Raw genomic sequence first — 15,141 nt, forward strand, 5'->3', positions numbered from 1 at the left:
TTCACCGAGAACGCCGCCGGCGGCCTCGGCCTCCAGGTCGCCGCGGCCAGCCGCGACCTGTTCACCGCGACCGGCGAGATCCGTCTCGGCGCAAGCGTGAAGACCGGCTCGGGCACCGCGATGCCATGGGTGAGCGCAGGCGTGCGCTACAATGCCGGCGACCTCGACACGCTGGGCAACATGCGCTTCTCCGGCGCGCCCGTCGGCACCGGCGCCTTCACCATCGCCGGCGCCCGCACCGCACCGGTGCTCGGCACCCTCGGCGTCGGCATCGATGCCCGCGCCAGCAAGAACGTCCGCCTCGGCATCGCCCTCGAAGGCGCCGCCGGCGAAAATACCCGCGAAGGAAAAGCATCCGTCCGGGTCAAGATCGGGTTCTAAACGGCTTTGGCGGGGGTCTCGGCCCCCGCCACCGCCAGCCGCGCCGCGGAGCCGGCCTCAGCCGTGCAGGTTGAGCAGCGAATCCATCAACCCGTCTTCGGCGCTGGAGCAGACGCCGAGGATCACCGCCTCGTCACAGCCGTCGCCGGTCACATAGCCATGGCCCATGTTCGAATCGATGTAGATCGATTCGCCGGCCTCCAGCGTCACCGGATCGTAGAATTCGGTGTGCACGACGATGCGCCCGCTCACGACGTAGATATATTCCTCGCCCGAATGGTGGACGAGATCGCCGAACTCCTCGGCGGTCTTGGCGCGCACCTTGGTGATCACCGGGATCATCCGCTTCCGGCGCAGCTCGGTGCACAGATAGTAATAGTCGTAGTTCGCCGTGTTCACCCGCACCGCGCGATCGAGATCGCCGATGCTGCGCCGGGCAGTGACTTGGGCCTCGGGCGCCGAATCATTCTCTGCGAACAGCTCGGACATGCGGATGTTGAGTCGCTGGCTGAGCTGCAACAACTTGTCATAGGTCAGCGTCAGCCGGTCGTGCTCGACCTTGGACAGGGTCGATACCGGGATGCCGCTCTTCAGGCTCATCTCCTTGAGCGTCCAGCCGTTCCGGGCGCGTAGCGCCTTGAGCAGCGTTCCCAGCGTCGGATGCTCGGGCTTCAGCCGCGTAGCCATGGTGCACCTCGGTTTGACATTTTTCCGAATAGGATCATCATGTCCCAATCAGGCGTATCAATTTACATTTCGTAGCCTAGCCGCAGACTCATACCGGCGCAATCGGACATGCCGGAGTCCAGGCGGGGGAAGAGGAGGGACGCGCTTATGTGGAAAAATTCGCTAGGGGTGCTTGCGGCAGGATTGCTGGGCATCGCGATATCGGTGCCGGCCTTCACCCAGGCCCCCGCACCGCTCACGCCGGTAGCCCAGACCAACGCGCCCAGCGCGCCGGCGACTCAGCCGGCGGTCGCGGCCAACCTGACCAAGGCCGATGCGGACGCCTGGCTCGACGGCTTCATGCCCTATGCCCTGGCGCGCGGCGACGTCGCCGGTGCGGTGGTGGTAATCGTCAAGGACGGCCAGGTCGTGACGCAGCGCGGCTTCGGCTATTCGGACGTCGCCAAGCGCAAGCCAGTCGATCCGGCGACCACCTTGTTCCGTCCCGGCTCGACCTCGAAACTCTATACCTGGACCGCGGTGATGCAGCTGGTCGAGGCCGGCAAGCTCAACCTCGACGCCGATGTGAACCAGTATCTCGACTTCAAGATTCCACCCTATCAGGGCAAGCCGATCACGCTGCGCAACATCATGACGCACACGGCGGGCTTCGAAGAGATCATCAAGGGCCTGCTGACCTTCAACAAGCCGGTGCCGAGCCTGGGCGACGTGCTCAAGCACCGCATCCCCGAGCGTATCTATGCGCCGGGCAGCACCCCAGCCTATTCCAACTACGCCACCGCGCTGGCCGGCTATATCGTCGAGCGCGTCTCTGGCGTGCCGTTCGACGATTATATCGAGAAGAACATCTTCGCTCGGCTCGGCATGCAGTACGCCAGCTTCCGCCAGCCTTTGCCCGATCGGCTCAAGCCCTTCGCCTCGCAGGGCTATGAGCTCGGCTCGGGCCCGGCCAAGGGCTATGAGCTGATCGGCATGGCGCCGGCGGGCGCCTCCGCGATAAGCGGCGGCGACATGGCCAAGTTCATGATCGCGCACCTTGCCGATGGCGGCCCGCTGCTCAAGCCCGAGACCGCCAAGCTGATGCACACCGCCCAGCCCAGCGCGATCCCGGCGATCAACGAAATGGCGCTCGGCTTCTACGAGCAGCGCATCAACGGCCACCGCGCGATCGCGCATGGCGGCGACACGGTCTATTTCCACAGCGACCTGTGGATCTTCCCGGAAGAGAAGATCGGCCTCTACATCTCGATGAACAGCAGCGGCAAGGACGGGGTGACTCGCGTCCTGCGCGGCTCGCTGTTCGACGATTTCGCCGATCGCTACCTGCCGGCGGCGAACAATGCCCCGCCCAAGGAGCTACCCACCGCCAAGGAGCATGCCAAGCTGCTCGTCGGCAGCTGGACCAACAGCCGCCGCATCGACTCGAACTTCGCCAAGATCATCAACCTGCTCGGCGACACCAAGGTGGGCCTCGACGCCGATGGCCGCCCGGTCATTCCCGCGCTGACCAGCCCAGGCGGCGCGCCGCGCAAGCTGATCGAAGTCGAGCCCTTCGTCTGGCAGGATGCCTATGGCCATGAGCGGCTCGCCGCCCAGGTGATCGACGGCAAGGTCGCACGCTGGAGCTTCGGCGAAGTCTCGCCCTTCATGATCTGGTACCGCACGCCGACCTCGCTCGACTCGGCCTGGCTGATCCCGGCGCTGCTGTTCGGCGTGGGTGTGGTGTTGCTCACCGCCCTCTCCTGGCCGGTCGGCTGGTTCGCCCGCCGCCGCTACGGCGCGCAGCTTGCCCTGACCGGCGAATCGCGACGCACCTACCGGGTGCTGCGCGGCTTCGCCTGGCTGGTGCTGGCGGTGCTGGTCCTCTGGGGGGTGGTGATCACCGGGCTCGAGGATTTCGAGAGCCATGGCTCGACCGACTGGCTGATCCTGCTCGTCCAGTTCGTCGGCACGCTGGCATTCTTCGGGATGTTCGGGCTGTCGGTCTGGAACGCATGGCTCGCATGGAGCACCAAGCGCAGCTGGTTCGCCCGGATATGGAGCCTGCTCCTGGTCCTCGGCGTGTTCTTCATCCTCTGGGTGGCGCTGGCCTTCAACCTGGTCTCGTTCGGGACCGAGTTCTGAGGACATGGTGATGCGCCGCTCGCTCGACATCGCCGTGGAACGGCTGCCCTTTGCCAAGCCGTTCCGCATCTCCGGCCATGTCTTCACCGAGTCTCCGGTGGTGGTCGTCACGCTGAGTGACGGCCTCCACACCGGGCGCGGCGAGGCGAGCGGCGTCTATTATCTGGGCGACAATGAAGCGACGATGGTCGCCGCGCTGGAGACGGTGCGGAGCGACCTGGCGAACGGCATGCGCCGCGCCGAATTGCAGGCGGCGCTGCCGGCGGGCGGCGCGCGCAACGCCGCGGACTGCGCGCTGTGGGAACTGGACGCCAAGCGCGAAGGCGTTCCGGTGTGGAAGCTCGCCGGGCTGCCCGAGCCAAAACCGCTGCTCACCACCTTCACGCTGGGCGCCGACGATCCCGGCGTGATGGCCGAAGGCGCCCTCGCCTATGCCGATGCCCGCGCGCTCAAGCTCAAGCTCACTGGCGATCTCGATCTCGATATCGCCCGGGTACGCGCGGTGCGGACGGCGCGGCCGGAATGCTGGATCGGCGTCGATGCCAATCAGGGGTTCAAGGCCGACGAGCTCGATCCGCTGGTCTCCGCACTGGTCGATTGCGGCATCGCGTTGCTCGAACAGCCGCTGGCACGCGGGCGCGAGGCCGATCTCGATGGGTTCAAGTCGCCGATCCCGATCGCGGCCGACGAGAGCGTGCTGAAGCTCGACGATGTCGATGCGCTGGTCGGCCGCTTCGACACCGTCAACATCAAGCTCGACAAATGCGGCGGGCTTACCGAGGCGATCGCCATTGCCGAGCGCGCGCGCGCGCTCGGACTCGACGTGATGGTCGGCAACATGGTCGGCTCGAGCTGGGCGATGGCACCGGCGTGGCTGCTCGGCCAGCTCTGCGACGTGGTCGATCTCGACGGTCCCACGTTCCTCGCCGCCGATCGCGCGCCCGGCATCGTCTATCGCGATGGCAGCATCGACTGCCCGGAAGCCGTCTGGGGCCACCGTGCCCTTTCGGCATCACTCGCAAACTAATTGCAAATTGGATTGACTCTTCTCTGATCAGGATAATAGCATCCTGATCAGGCATAAGCTGCACTTGCAGCCGCTTTCTTGCCCGCCATCTGGCAGGGCGAGTGACATCGAACTCCGAGGGGGAGACGAACGATGACGCGCAAGACCGATCGGGCCAATCTGCTGATTACCGTCGCCGCGGGGGCGCTGCTGCTGCCCTGCGCCGCGTTCGCGCAGGATACGGCGCCTGCCGCCGCGCAATCCGCGGTCGCAGGCGACGACGAGATCGTCGTCACTGCGCAGAAGCGCGAGGAGCGGCTGCAGGACGTGCCGATCTCGATCAGCGTGGTCGGCGGCGAGCAGATGCAGCAGAGCGGCGCCTCGCAGCTCGCCGACTATGCCGCCTATGTCCCCGGCTTCCAGGTCGACAATGCCGGCTCGCCGGGTCGCTCGACCCTGTCGCTGCGCGGCGTCGCCCCGATCGGGCCGAGCGCCACCGTCGGCATCTATCTAGACGATGCGCCGATCGGCTCCAGCGGCATCTACAACCGCGCCCAGACTTTTTCGCTCGACCTGCTGCCCTATGACATCGACCAGCTCGAAGTGCTGCGCGGGCCCCAGGGCACGCTGTACGGCGCGAGCTCGATCGGCGGCCTGCTGAAGTACGTCACGGTGCAGCCCGACCTGACCAAATTCTCGGCCCGCGCCGGCGGCGAGGTCTTCACGATCGCGCATGGCAGCGACATGGGCTGGGCCGCGAACGCGCTGGTCAACCTGCCGATCGTCACTGACAAGCTGGCGATCAGCGGCAGCTATTCCCGCCGCAACTCGCCCGGCTTCATCGACAATGTCCTGACCGGCGAGAAGGACGTCAACAACGCCGTCCAGCAGGGCGCCCGCGTCGCAGTGCTTTGGAAGCCCGACAGCAAGCTCACGGTGAAGCTCAGCGGCCTGTGGCAGCGGACGGAATCGGACGATTTCGGTATCCTCTACGAAACCCAGGGCAGCCCGGCACCGCTGGCGCCCGGTGCCTCGTGGCTCAGCACCAACCAGCAGCTTTCCGAGCCCTTCCACAGCGATTTCAAGTTCTTCTCGGGCTCGATCGCTTATGACCTGGGCTTTGCCGAGCTGAGTTCGACCACGTCGCATAGCGAGCTGAAGATCCTAGAGACCACCGATGCCTCGCGCGTCTATGGCGTGATCTGGGGCGGGTTCGCGCCCTATCCGGCGACGCTCCACCAGAAGAAATGGACCGAGGAGGTCCGCCTCACCTCGGGCTCGAGCAACCGGTTCGAGTGGCAGCTGGGCTTCTTCTACACCAACGAAGACAACACCCATGACCAGCTGGTCCGCGCGCTCGACGCCAATGGTGCGCCGCTCGCCGGCTTCGATCCCTTCGCGGTGGTCGCGCTGCCCAACACCTACAAGGAATATGCCGGTTTCGGGAACGCGACCTACAAGTTCGGCGACGTGTTTCATATCACCGGCGGGGTGCGCTGGGCGCGCAACGACCAGACCTTCACCCAGCTGACGCAGATCCCGCTGGCCGGCCTGAACAGCGGCGGCGACGGCAGCTCGTCCGAAGAGAATTTAACCTGGAGCGTGAGCCCGCAGCTCAACCTCGACCGCGATACGATGCTCTATGTCCGCGCCGCCAGCGGCTATCGCCCGGGCGGCCCGAACATCGCCCTGCCCGGCTTCCCGGCGACGGTGCATTCGGAGACGGTGACCAGCTATGAGGCCGGCATCAAGGCGCGCTTCCTCGATCGCAAGGTGACGTTCAACGCCGCGGCCTTCCTGCTCGACTGGAACGACCTTCAGGTGGCCCAGGCCTTCTCCAACGGCATCAACGGCCTGGTCAATGCCGGCACCGCGCGCAGCCAGGGCGTCGAGGCGCAGCTGCTGATCCAGCCGGTCGCCGGGTTCGATGTCGGCGCCAACTTCGCCTATACCGATGCCAAGTGCACCCAGACCACACCGAACTGCGCCGATGGCGCGCAGCTGCCCAACGTGCCCAAGCTCGCCGCGGCGATGACCGCGGAGTATAGTTTCGCGCTCGGAAGCAGTACTTCCGCGCATGTCGGCGGCGCAATCCGTATCGTGGGCGACCGGATCTCGGCAGTGGCGAGCGATCCGCTGTCGGTACCGGTCGATGGCTATGCGACCTTCGACCTCAACGCCTCGGTCACGATCGCCGAGAAATGGACGGTGCGCGCCTATGCCCGCAACCTGACCGATAGCGAGGGGCGGATCACCACCAGCGTGGCCACGGTCAATCCGGGCTATCTCTCCACCGTGCCGGTCCAGCCGCGCACGCTGGGCCTCGCGCTCGACCTCGCATTCTGATCGGAGGCCCGGGAATGAACGCCCCCTTCGGCGCGCGCAGCACCGCCCTGGTGCTGCCGCAGCCCTACCTCCTCTTCCTCGGCGACACGACCGAACCGGGCTATGCCAAGACGGCGTTCGGGCTGCGCGACTGGGCCGGGGACAAGTGCGTGGGCGAGTTCGCATGCGGCGCCACCGTCACCACCGGCCTGCCGCAGCTTACGCCCGCCGAAGCGGCGGCGAAGGGCGCGCGCGGGCTGGTGATCGGAGTCGCCAATCCCGGCGGCGTCATCCCGGCATCGTGGCGCAAGTCGTTGGTCGAGGCGCTGGAAGCGGGGCTCGACATCGTCTCGGGCATGCACGTCCGGCTGGCCGAGATTCCAGAACTGGCGGAGACGGCGGCGTTGCTTGGGCGGCGGCTGATCGACATCCGCGTGCCGCCGATCGACATTCCCGTCGCCAGCGGGCGCAAGCGCAGCGGCAAAAGGCTGCTGACCGTCGGCACCGATTGCGCGCTCGGCAAGAAATACACCGCGCTCGCGCTGGCCCGCGCCTTCGAGGCGCGCGGGCTGGACACGAGCTTCCGCGCCACCGGCCAGACCGGGATCATGATCGCCGGCGGCGGCATGCCGATGGACGCGGTGGTCTCCGATTTCGAGGCGGGCGCCGCAGAGATCCTCTCGCCCGATGCCGCGTCCGGGCATTGGGACGTCGTCGAAGGCCAGGGATCGCTCGCGCACCCGGCCTATGCGGCCGTGTCGCTCGGCCTGCTCCATGGCAGCCAGCCGGACGTGTTCGTCGTCTGCCACGAGCCCGGCCGCACCGAAATGCTCGGCACCGCCGGCTACAAGGTGGCGAGCATCGAGGAGATCATCGCCCTCACCACTGCGCTCGGCAAGCGGACCAACCCGAATATCCGCTGCGGCGGGGTGAGCTTCAACACCTCGGCTTTGGGGGAAGCCGAGGCGTTGGAGGTCATGCGGCGCGAAAGCGAAAGGCTCGGCCTGCCCGTCGCCGATCCGGTGCGCGGCGGTCCTGCCTTCGATGCGCTGGTCGAAAGCTGCCTGGCATGACCGCGCCGGCGGCAGGATCGAGCTGGTTCCAGCGCTTCCTGTTGCCGGGCTTCGCGATGAAGGCCGTCATCATCGGCGGCGGCTATGCGACCGGGCGCGAGCTGGCGGAGTATTTCCTGCCCGCCGGCCCCTGGGGCGGGCTGGCCGGCATGATCTTGGCGATGCTGATCTGGAGCATCGTCGCCGCCACTGCTTTCGCCTATGCGCGGCTGATCGGCGCGCTCGACTATCGCGCCTTCTTCGCCGATCTGCTCGGCCCCGCCTGGATCGCGTTCGAAGGCGCCTACATCGTCTTCGTCGTCCTGATCCTCGCCGTGTTCGGGGCGAGCGCCGGCGCGATCGGCGCGGCGATGTTCGGCTGGCCTAGCCTGGTCGGAACACTGGCGCTGGCGCTGGCGATCCTCGCCACCGTGTCGCTGGGCAACAAGGCGGTGGAGGGGGTGTTCAAATATGTCTCCTTCCTGCTCTACGCCGTCTACGCACTGTTCCTGGCACTGAGCCTGTGGCGTTTCGGCGACCGCATCGCCGACGGGTTCGCGACTCCGGCGCCCTGGGATGGCTGGGCGAGCGGCGGTCTCACCTATGCCAGCTACAACATCATCGGCGCGGTGGTGATCCTGCCGGTGCTGCGGCATCTGACCAGCAAGCGCGACGCCGTGATCGCCGGCCTGGTCGCAGGCTCGCTGGCGATGGCACCGGCGATCCTGTTCTTCACCTGCATGATCGCCTTTTATCCCGGTATCCGCGCCGAGACGCTGCCGTCGGACTTCCTGCTGCGCCAGCTGAATGTGCCGGTGTTCCATTGGGCATTCCAGATGATGATCTTCGCGGCCTTGCTCGAGAGCGGCGCCGGCGCGGTGCATGCGATCAATGAGCGCGTGGCGGGGGTGGTGCGACGGCGGCGCGGCCTGGAGCTTGGGGCCCAGGCCCGCGCCGCGATCGCTGGCGGACTGCTGCTCGTCTGCATGTTCGTCGCCGACCGGGTCGGGCTGATCGGGCTGATCGCCAGCGGCTACCGGCTTCTCGCCTACCTGTTCCTCGCCGTGTTCGTGCTGCCGCTGATGACGATCGGGCTGTTCCGCTTGCTTCGCCGACCCACCCCTCCCCAGGAGATTCCCGCATGAAGCTGCGTCTTTTGCTCGCGCTGCCCTTATTGGCGCTCGCCACGTCCGCGCTGGCCGATCCGCCCTTGGGGCTCGACGTCAAGATCGAAGCGCTGCGCAAGGCGACCGGCGCGCCCGGCATTGCCGTCGCGATCGTCGAGCATGGCAAGACCACGCTCGCCAAGGGCTGGGGCTATCGCAAGCTCGGCGACCCGGCCAGGGTCGATGCAGACACGATCTTCCAGACCGGATCGACCGGAAAGGCGTTCACCGCCACCGCGCTCGCCATCCTGGTCGACCAGGGAAAGCTCGGCTGGGACGACAAGGTGATCGACCACATGCCGTATTTCCGCATGTACGATCCCTGGGTGACGCGCGAGATGACGGTGCGCGATCTGCTCGTCCATCATTCGGGGCTGGGCCTGGGCGCCGGCGACCTGCTCTTCGTCCCCCGCGGCAGCCTGTCGCGCAAGGAAACGGTCAAGCGGCTCGCCTTCATCAAGCCCGCCACCAGCTTCCGCTCCAGCTACGCATACGACAACATCCTCTACATGGTCGCCGGCCAGCTGATCGAGGAAGTCAGCGGCAAGAGCTGGGAAGACTTCATGACGAGCGAGGTTCTGAAGCGCGGCGGCATGAACACCGCGACTGCCACCTATGAAGCGCGCTGGGCGACCGCCGACCGCGCCTTCCCGCATGCCCGGGTGAACGGCGTGCTGCGCGGGGACGGGCCGAATAGCGTGCTCGACGAACGCGAGGAGCTGGGCCGCGCCGCGATGCCCGCGGGCGGCCTCGCGCTCAGTGCCAATGATCTCGCGCAATGGCTCAAGATCCAGCTCGGGCATGGCGCGCTGCCGGGTGGCGGCCAGCTGTTCAGCCCGGCCCAGGCGGCGGAGATGTGGAAGGGCGTCACCGTCCAGCCGCTCACCCCCTATCCCGGCAGCCTCGCGCCGCTCAGCCCCAAGTTCAGCACCTATGCGCTCGGCTGGGAAGTCGAGGATTACAAGGGCGCGCGGATCATCTCGCATGGCGGCGGCGTGTTCGGATCGATCACCCACATCATCCTGCTGCCCGACCAGGATGTCGGCATCGCGGTGGTGGTGAACTCCGAGGAAGTCGCGCTGCTGCGCGGCGTCGCGCACATGCTGGTCGACCATTATCTCGGCTTGCCCGACCAGGATTGGCCCAAGCGCTTCGGCGAATTCATGACCAACCGGATGGCGGGCGGCAAGGCGGCACTGTCCGCGGCGAAGGCGGCACCGGCCAAGGTCGGGCCTTCCCTACCGCTCGAACGCTATGCCGGCACCTATCGCGATGCTTGGTACGGCGATGTTGCGGTGACCCAGGCGACCGACGGCCTGCGCATCGACTTCAGGACCACGCCGCGCATGGCCGGCAAGCTCGTCCACTGGCAGTATGACACCTTCTTCACGCGCTTCGACGACAAGGCGATCGAGCCGGCCTATGTCACCTTCGCGCTCGACGCGGATGGCAAGGTGGCGCGGGTATCGATGAAGGCGGAAAGCCCAATCGCCGATTTCAGCTATGACTATCGCGATCTCGATCTGCGTCCGGTGGAAGACAAGAAATGACCAAGCGTCTCGCGTTCCTTGCCCTCTTGCTCTCCGGCTGCGCGACCGTGCCCCAGGCTTCGGCGCCTGCGCCCAAGTCGCATGCCGACTTCCTCGTGCTCGACACGCATCTCGACACCCCGATCCATTTTGCTCGGCCAGGCTGGAGCTTCGCCGGTCACCATGATCCGGCGACCGACCTAGTCCAGGTAGACATGGAGCGGATGGAGGGCGGCGCGCTCGATGGCGGCTTCTTCGCAATCTACACCGAGCAGGGTCCGCTCACGCCCAAGGGCTATGCCGATGCGCTCGCCTACGCGCGCGGCCGCTCCGACCTGATCGATTCCACGCTCGCCAAATTCCCCGACAAGATCGGCCGGGCCGTTACCCCCGAGGACGCGCTCCGGCTGAACCGCGAGGGCAAGCTGGTTGGTTTCAAGAGCATGGAGAACAGCTACGAACTGGGCGAGGACGTCTCGCTCCTGAAGGAATTCCACGATCGCGGCGTGCGGCTGGCGGGCCCGGTGCACGGCGCCAACAACCAGTTCGCCGACTCTTCGGGCGACAAGCCGAAATGGAACGGCCTCTCTCCCCTCGGGCGCAAATGGGTGGCGGAGATGAACCGGCTGGGCATGGTGATCGACGCCAGCCATTCGTCGGACGACAGCTTCGACCAGATGCTGGAGCTGTCGAGGACGCCGCTCCTACTCTCGCACTCCAGCGGTCGCTGGGCATTCGATCATCCGCGCAACCTCGATGACGGACGCATCAAGAAGCTCGCGGCGAAGGGCGGGGCGATCTGCGTCAGCACGATCTTCCTCTCGAACATGAACATGGGGCCGGAACGCGCGGCCTTGTTCACCCAGTATGAGCATATCGCCGACCTCTCGCCCGCCGATCAGGCCGAGCTGACCCGCAAGTGGCGCGCGCTCGACAAGACCCAGCCGATGTGGGGTGTCGATTTCGAGCGCTACATGGAGATGGTCCAGCACGTGATCAAAGTCGCCGGCGTCGATCATGTCTGCTTCGGCGCCGACTGGGACGGCGGCGGCGGCTTGCCGGGGATCGAAGACATCTCGGCGCTGCCCAAGGTCACCGAGCGGCTGCGCGCGGCGGGCTATTCGGACGCGGACCTCGCCAAGATGTGGAGCGGCAACATCCTGCGCATCCTGGGTGAGGCGGAGAAGGCGGCGACGAGATAACCCTATGTCGTCACCCCGGCGAAAGCCGGGGTCCAGGGTTTCTCCGACTTGATCGCTCGTGGCTCTGGGTCCCGGCTTTCGCCGGGATGACGAAGAGAGGCCTAAGGAATTGGCAGTGCCGTCGTCGCCTTGACCTGGCTCAGCGCTACCGTCGAGTTGATTTCCTGGATGCCGGGCAGCTTGGAAAGCTTGGTGAAGAAGAAGCGCTCATAGGCGTCGATATCGGCGGCGACGATGCGCAGCATGAAGTCGAACACGCCCATCAGCACATAGGCCTCCAGCACTTCCGGAAACGAGCGGATCGCCGCGGCGAACTCGTCGAGATTGGCGCGGCCATGCGCGTTGAGCTTCACCTGCGCGAAGATATGCGCGTTCAGCCCGATCTTCTGCCGATCGACCAGCGCGACGCGTTTCGTGATGATCCCGTCCTTCTCCAGCCGGTCGACGCGACGCCAGCAGGGCGAGCTCGACAGCCCCACCATCTCGCCCAGCTTGGCGGTGGGCATCGAGGCATCCTCCTGGAGCACCTGGAGGATCTTGCGTTCGAACGGATCGATATCCATGGGCAAATCTGTTCTCCAATGCAACGAAATCGGGTTATATCTTGCCGATATGCTGCAGCACTCCGCAAAGAAGACCATTTTATCCTGCAAAACCATGGAAGAGTCACCTCAGGATTTCAGGAGCCCTTTCATGGTCGATGCCGCACATGTTTCCGCCACGCCGCCCGAGAGCGTGCAAATGCTGCGCGACGACGAGACCGGGTTGAGCGGTGTCATCGTCCTCCATTCGACCCGGCGCGGGCCGGCTGCGGGCGGATGCCGGCTCTGGCACTATCGCGACCACGCGGCCCTGGTAGGCGACGCGATGCGGCTCGCCGAGGGCATGACCTACAAGAACGCGATGGCCGATCTTCCGCTGGGCGGTGGCAAGGCCGTGCTCGACTTGCCCCAGGGCAATTTCGACCGGCGCAAGCTGTTCGCCGCGTTCGGCCGGGCAGTGGCGCGCCTCGAGGGAGATTATGTCACCGCCGAGGATGTCGGTACCGGCGTCGCGGACATGGAAGCGGTACGCGGCGAGACCCGCCATGTCGCCGGTCTTCCTCCGCGCGACGGCCGCACCGGCGGCGATCCCTCGCCCTGGACCGCGCGCGGCGTTTTCCTGGCGATGGAGGAAGCGGCGCGGCGCCAGCTCGGCAGCGAACTCAAGGGTGTGCGCGTCGCCGTGCAGGGCCTGGGCAATGTCGGATCGGCCCTGTGCGGGATGCTGCATGCGGCCGGGGCGCGGCTCATCGTCGCCGAGCCGCGCCCCGGCATCGCCGCCGAGATCGCCTGCCGTTACGATGCCGAGATCATGGGCCGGGACTCGATCCTCGACGCCCGTTGCGCGATCTTCGCCCCCTGCGCGCTGGGCGGGGTGCTGGACGGAGATGCGGTCACCCGCCTGCGGGCGCGCGTGGTCTGCGGCGCCGCCAACAATGTCCTCGCCACGCCAGAGGACGGCGACCGGCTCGCCGATCGCGGCATCCTCTATGCACCCGATTATGTCGTGAATGCCGGCGGGATCATCAGTGTCGCCGGCGAATATCTCGGCTGGACCACCGACGAGGTGGCGACCCGCGTCCATGCGACCGGCCTGCGGCTGGGCGCCGTGCTCGCTTATGCCGCGCGCGAAGGACTGGCACCGCACCGCGTCGCCGATGTGCTCGCCCGCGCGCGGATCACCGCTGCGCCGGTGCCCTCGGTCCGCGAAGCCGCCTGAGTCTGCCATGCGATTCGACATTGTAGGCGAGTCGAGCGCGGCCCTGCTCTGCCGCCTGATCGGCCTGGCCGCGCAGCATGACCTGCCCGCGCCGGACATGGAGGTCCGCGTCGCGGCAGGCATGATGAATCTGTGGCTCGAACTGGATGACCCCGGCGGCCGGCTTGGCATCATCCTCGCCGAGAAGATGGCGCGCTGCATCGGCGTCGAGGCGGTAGCCCTTGACGGACTACCGCTCGCACTGGTGCCGGCTTAGGCCGGCTGCAGGTTCACAACACGCGGCTCGGCCGGCGGCAGGCCGCTTGCCTTTTCCTGCGCCATCAGCTCTTCCTTGCGGGCGAGCATCGCGTCACGCATCGCCACCAGATCGACATCCTTCACCTTGCGGCACTGGGCGAACATGCCCTCGGACGGCATCTCCTCCTCGTGCACGTGGTGGGTGATCTCTTCCGATAGCACATGCACCTTGGCGTCGTAGAAATCGTCCTCGGGGCTGCCCGCCTCGATGTCGTTGATCAGCACCTTGGCGCCGTCATGCTCGACATAGGCTTCGTCGAGCGTGTCGTCCTCGATCTTGCCGCGGAAGGCCGGATAGAAGATCTCTTCCTCCAGCAACGTGTGGATCTTGAACTCCACACAGATCTGGTGCGAGAGTTTCTTCTTCGCCGTCGCACTGCTCGCGGCCTCATATTTCTCGAACAGCTTCTCCACCTCGCGGTGGTCGGCCTTCAGCAATGCGATGGCATCGGTATATTCTTGATCGGCCACGGAAATTCTCCCTGTTCACTTGGACGATTCAAAGCGCCGCGATGGAGGGAGTTCCTGCTGCGAACGACTCTCAGGCCTGGCAGGCCCGGCTGCGTCAGCCCGCCCGCGCCACGCGCGCCGACTGCATCAACCCGCGCAGCTGCTTGCGGAAGGTCGGCGCAGCGAAGTGCTGCGCGGCATTGGTATAGCCTTCGAACGAGACTTCGCGCTCGATCTCTTCGACACGGCGATAGGCACCGCTATTCGCCAGCTCCAGCCCGCGTTCGATGATGGACTTGGACATGGCTTTCTCCCGGAATCGATTGTCGCTTGCGCACAACTCCAGGCGGGGCCCGCTAGTTCCGCCGCCGGAACGTGCGGGGCCTAGTTTCAGCATTGCCGGGCAGAAGCATTTGTTTATTCACCTACTAGATTAGTGGGATATTCTGTCGTGCATCAGGCGGCCTCGCAAAAGCGCCGCCACCGGCCTGAAACCCCATGCGCAAGGTGATCCCATGTCGCTCAAGCTCTTCGACACCATTCCCGACTTCACCCAGGAATCGACGTTCGGCACGCTCAACTTCTATGACTGGGCCGGCAAGGACTGGGTCGTGCTCTTCTCGCATCCGCGCGACTTCACTCCGGTCTGCACCACCGAGCTGGGTGCCGTCGCCCGCCTCAAGCCGGAGTTCGACAAGCGCGGCGTCAAGGTGATCGGCCTGTCGGTCGATCCGGTGGACCGCCACCTAGACTGGGCGAACGACATCGCCCGCACTCAGGGGGCCTCGCTCAATTTCCCGCTGCTCGCCGATGTCGACCGGCGCATCTCGGAACTGCTCGGCCTTATCCACCCCAACGCATCGGACACGGTGACGGTGCGCACCGTGTTCGTGATCGATCCGCAGAAGCGCGTGCGCCTCACCCTCACCTATCCGGCATCGACCGGGCGCAATTTCGACGAGATCCTGCGCACGATCGACAGCCTGCAACTGACCGAGAACCACAAGGTCGCCACGCCGGCCGACTGGAAGCAGGGCGGCGATGTGATCATCGTCCCCGCCGTGGGGCCGGAGGAAGCCCGCGCGCTGTTCCCGGCAGGCTGGACCGAGCACACGCCGTACCTGCGCACCGTGGCGCAGCCCGATATCGTGCATTGAGCCA

Annotated in this window: 15 protein-coding genes; 11 read left to right on the forward strand and 4 right to left on the reverse strand. The window is 66.2% G+C overall.

Features of this window, described 5'->3' with window-relative positions:
- The coding region (locus AC1RPL_RS13640; RefSeq protein ID WP_493069855.1) for an autotransporter outer membrane beta-barrel domain-containing protein at positions 1–381 on the forward strand (381 nt) is incomplete at its 5' end.
- Positions 382–438: 57 nt separating this feature from the next.
- Here the strand turns inward: AC1RPL_RS13640 and AC1RPL_RS13645 are convergent.
- Positions 439–1,068 carry a helix-turn-helix domain-containing protein gene (locus AC1RPL_RS13645; protein WP_493069856.1) on the reverse strand — a complete coding sequence of 210 codons (630 nt, stop codon included), beginning with the start codon at positions 1,066–1,068 and terminating at the stop codon, positions 439–441.
- A gap of 147 nt (positions 1,069–1,215) precedes the next feature.
- On the opposite strand from AC1RPL_RS13645, the gene AC1RPL_RS13650 reads away from it, so the two are divergent.
- From AC1RPL_RS13650 to AC1RPL_RS13680, 7 genes are all read left to right on the forward strand, one after another.
- Positions 1,216–3,192 carry a serine hydrolase domain-containing protein gene (locus AC1RPL_RS13650; RefSeq protein ID WP_493069857.1) on the forward strand — a complete coding sequence of 659 codons (1,977 nt, stop codon included), beginning with the start codon at positions 1,216–1,218 and terminating at the stop codon, positions 3,190–3,192.
- A gap of 4 nt (positions 3,193–3,196) precedes the next feature.
- Positions 3,197–4,219 carry a dipeptide epimerase gene (locus AC1RPL_RS13655; RefSeq protein WP_493069858.1) on the forward strand — a complete coding sequence of 341 codons (1,023 nt, stop codon included), beginning with the start codon at positions 3,197–3,199 and terminating at the stop codon, positions 4,217–4,219.
- Positions 4,220–4,351: 132 nt separating this feature from the next.
- Positions 4,352–6,544, forward strand: a complete 2,193-nt coding sequence (locus AC1RPL_RS13660) for a TonB-dependent receptor (RefSeq protein WP_493069859.1) — start codon at positions 4,352–4,354, stop codon at positions 6,542–6,544.
- A 14-nt stretch (positions 6,545–6,558) separates the two neighbouring features.
- Positions 6,559–7,596 (forward strand): N-acetyltransferase DgcN family protein, encoded by a 1,038-nt coding sequence (locus AC1RPL_RS13665; protein WP_493069860.1) that lies wholly within the window; start codon positions 6,559–6,561, stop codon positions 7,594–7,596.
- The gene (locus AC1RPL_RS13670) at positions 7,593–8,720 is read left to right on the forward strand and encodes a YkvI family membrane protein (protein WP_493069861.1); all 1,128 of its coding nucleotides are present in this window, start codon (positions 7,593–7,595) and stop codon (positions 8,718–8,720) included. Before AC1RPL_RS13665 ends, AC1RPL_RS13670 begins: the two co-directional genes overlap by 4 nt.
- Positions 8,717–10,291, forward strand: coding sequence for a serine hydrolase (locus AC1RPL_RS13675; RefSeq protein ID WP_493069862.1), 1,575 nt, complete (start codon positions 8,717–8,719; stop codon positions 10,289–10,291). The genes AC1RPL_RS13670 and AC1RPL_RS13675 overlap by 4 nt, the downstream gene beginning before the upstream one ends.
- Positions 10,288–11,472: a dipeptidase gene (locus AC1RPL_RS13680; protein WP_493069863.1), complete on the forward strand. Its 1,185-nt coding sequence runs from the start codon at positions 10,288–10,290 to the stop codon at positions 11,470–11,472. The genes AC1RPL_RS13675 and AC1RPL_RS13680 overlap by 4 nt, the downstream gene beginning before the upstream one ends.
- 101 nt (positions 11,473–11,573) lie before the next feature.
- Here the strand turns inward: AC1RPL_RS13680 and AC1RPL_RS13685 are convergent, their stop codons facing one another.
- On the reverse strand, positions 11,574–12,035 hold the full coding sequence (locus AC1RPL_RS13685; protein ID WP_493069864.1) for an Lrp/AsnC family transcriptional regulator: 462 nt from the start codon (positions 12,033–12,035) through the stop codon (positions 11,574–11,576).
- Positions 12,036–12,165: 130 nt separating this feature from the next.
- Between AC1RPL_RS13685 and AC1RPL_RS13690 the strand changes: the two genes are divergently transcribed.
- Positions 12,166–13,233, forward strand: coding sequence for a Glu/Leu/Phe/Val family dehydrogenase (locus AC1RPL_RS13690; RefSeq protein WP_493069865.1), 1,068 nt, complete (start codon positions 12,166–12,168; stop codon positions 13,231–13,233).
- 7 nt (positions 13,234–13,240) lie between these two features.
- Positions 13,241–13,489 carry an ACT-like domain-containing protein gene (locus AC1RPL_RS13695; protein ID WP_493069866.1) on the forward strand — a complete coding sequence of 83 codons (249 nt, stop codon included), beginning with the start codon at positions 13,241–13,243 and terminating at the stop codon, positions 13,487–13,489.
- Here AC1RPL_RS13695 and AC1RPL_RS13700 read toward each other — a convergent pair.
- Positions 13,486–14,001, reverse strand: coding sequence for a hemerythrin domain-containing protein (locus AC1RPL_RS13700; protein ID WP_493069867.1), 516 nt, complete (start codon positions 13,999–14,001; stop codon positions 13,486–13,488). The two genes, AC1RPL_RS13695 and AC1RPL_RS13700, sit on opposite strands and share 4 nt — an antisense overlap.
- A 94-nt stretch (positions 14,002–14,095) precedes the next feature.
- The gene (locus tag AC1RPL_RS13705; protein WP_493069868.1) at positions 14,096–14,284 is read right to left on the reverse strand and encodes a hypothetical protein; all 189 of its coding nucleotides are present in this window, start codon (positions 14,282–14,284) and stop codon (positions 14,096–14,098) included.
- A gap of 211 nt (positions 14,285–14,495) precedes the next feature.
- On the opposite strand from AC1RPL_RS13705, the gene AC1RPL_RS13710 reads away from it, so the two are divergent.
- Complete coding sequence (locus AC1RPL_RS13710; RefSeq protein WP_493069869.1) at positions 14,496–15,137, forward strand: peroxiredoxin; 642 nt, start codon at positions 14,496–14,498, stop codon at positions 15,135–15,137.
- Positions 15,138–15,141: the final 4 nt, after the last annotated feature.

It is taken from the genome of Sphingomonas sp. GW821-FHT12D09 (assembly GCF_058807215.1).

Bases quoted from the DNA above. Each gene is read 5' to 3' on its own strand.
- AC1RPL_RS13645 (WP_493069856.1), bottom strand. From the start codon at position 1,068: ATGGCTACGCGGCTGAAGCCCGAGCATCCGACGCTGGGAACGCTGCTC.
- AC1RPL_RS13650 (WP_493069857.1), top strand. From the start codon at position 1,216: ATGTGGAAAAATTCGCTAGGGGTGCTTGCGGCAGGATTGCTGGGCATC.
- AC1RPL_RS13655 (WP_493069858.1), top strand. From the start codon at position 3,197: ATGGTGATGCGCCGCTCGCTCGACATCGCCGTGGAACGGCTGCCCTTT.
- AC1RPL_RS13660 (WP_493069859.1), top strand. From the start codon at position 4,352: ATGACGCGCAAGACCGATCGGGCCAATCTGCTGATTACCGTCGCCGCG.
- AC1RPL_RS13665 (WP_493069860.1), top strand. From the start codon at position 6,559: ATGAACGCCCCCTTCGGCGCGCGCAGCACCGCCCTGGTGCTGCCGCAG.
- AC1RPL_RS13670 (WP_493069861.1), top strand. From the start codon at position 7,593: ATGACCGCGCCGGCGGCAGGATCGAGCTGGTTCCAGCGCTTCCTGTTG.
- AC1RPL_RS13675 (WP_493069862.1), top strand. From the start codon at position 8,717: ATGAAGCTGCGTCTTTTGCTCGCGCTGCCCTTATTGGCGCTCGCCACG.
- AC1RPL_RS13680 (WP_493069863.1), top strand. From the start codon at position 10,288: ATGACCAAGCGTCTCGCGTTCCTTGCCCTCTTGCTCTCCGGCTGCGCG.
- AC1RPL_RS13685 (WP_493069864.1), bottom strand. From the start codon at position 12,035: ATGGATATCGATCCGTTCGAACGCAAGATCCTCCAGGTGCTCCAGGAG.
- AC1RPL_RS13690 (WP_493069865.1), top strand. From the start codon at position 12,166: ATGGTCGATGCCGCACATGTTTCCGCCACGCCGCCCGAGAGCGTGCAA.
- AC1RPL_RS13695 (WP_493069866.1), top strand. From the start codon at position 13,241: ATGCGATTCGACATTGTAGGCGAGTCGAGCGCGGCCCTGCTCTGCCGC.
- AC1RPL_RS13705 (WP_493069868.1), bottom strand. From the start codon at position 14,284: ATGTCCAAGTCCATCATCGAACGCGGGCTGGAGCTGGCGAATAGCGGT.
- AC1RPL_RS13710 (WP_493069869.1), top strand. From the start codon at position 14,496: ATGTCGCTCAAGCTCTTCGACACCATTCCCGACTTCACCCAGGAATCG.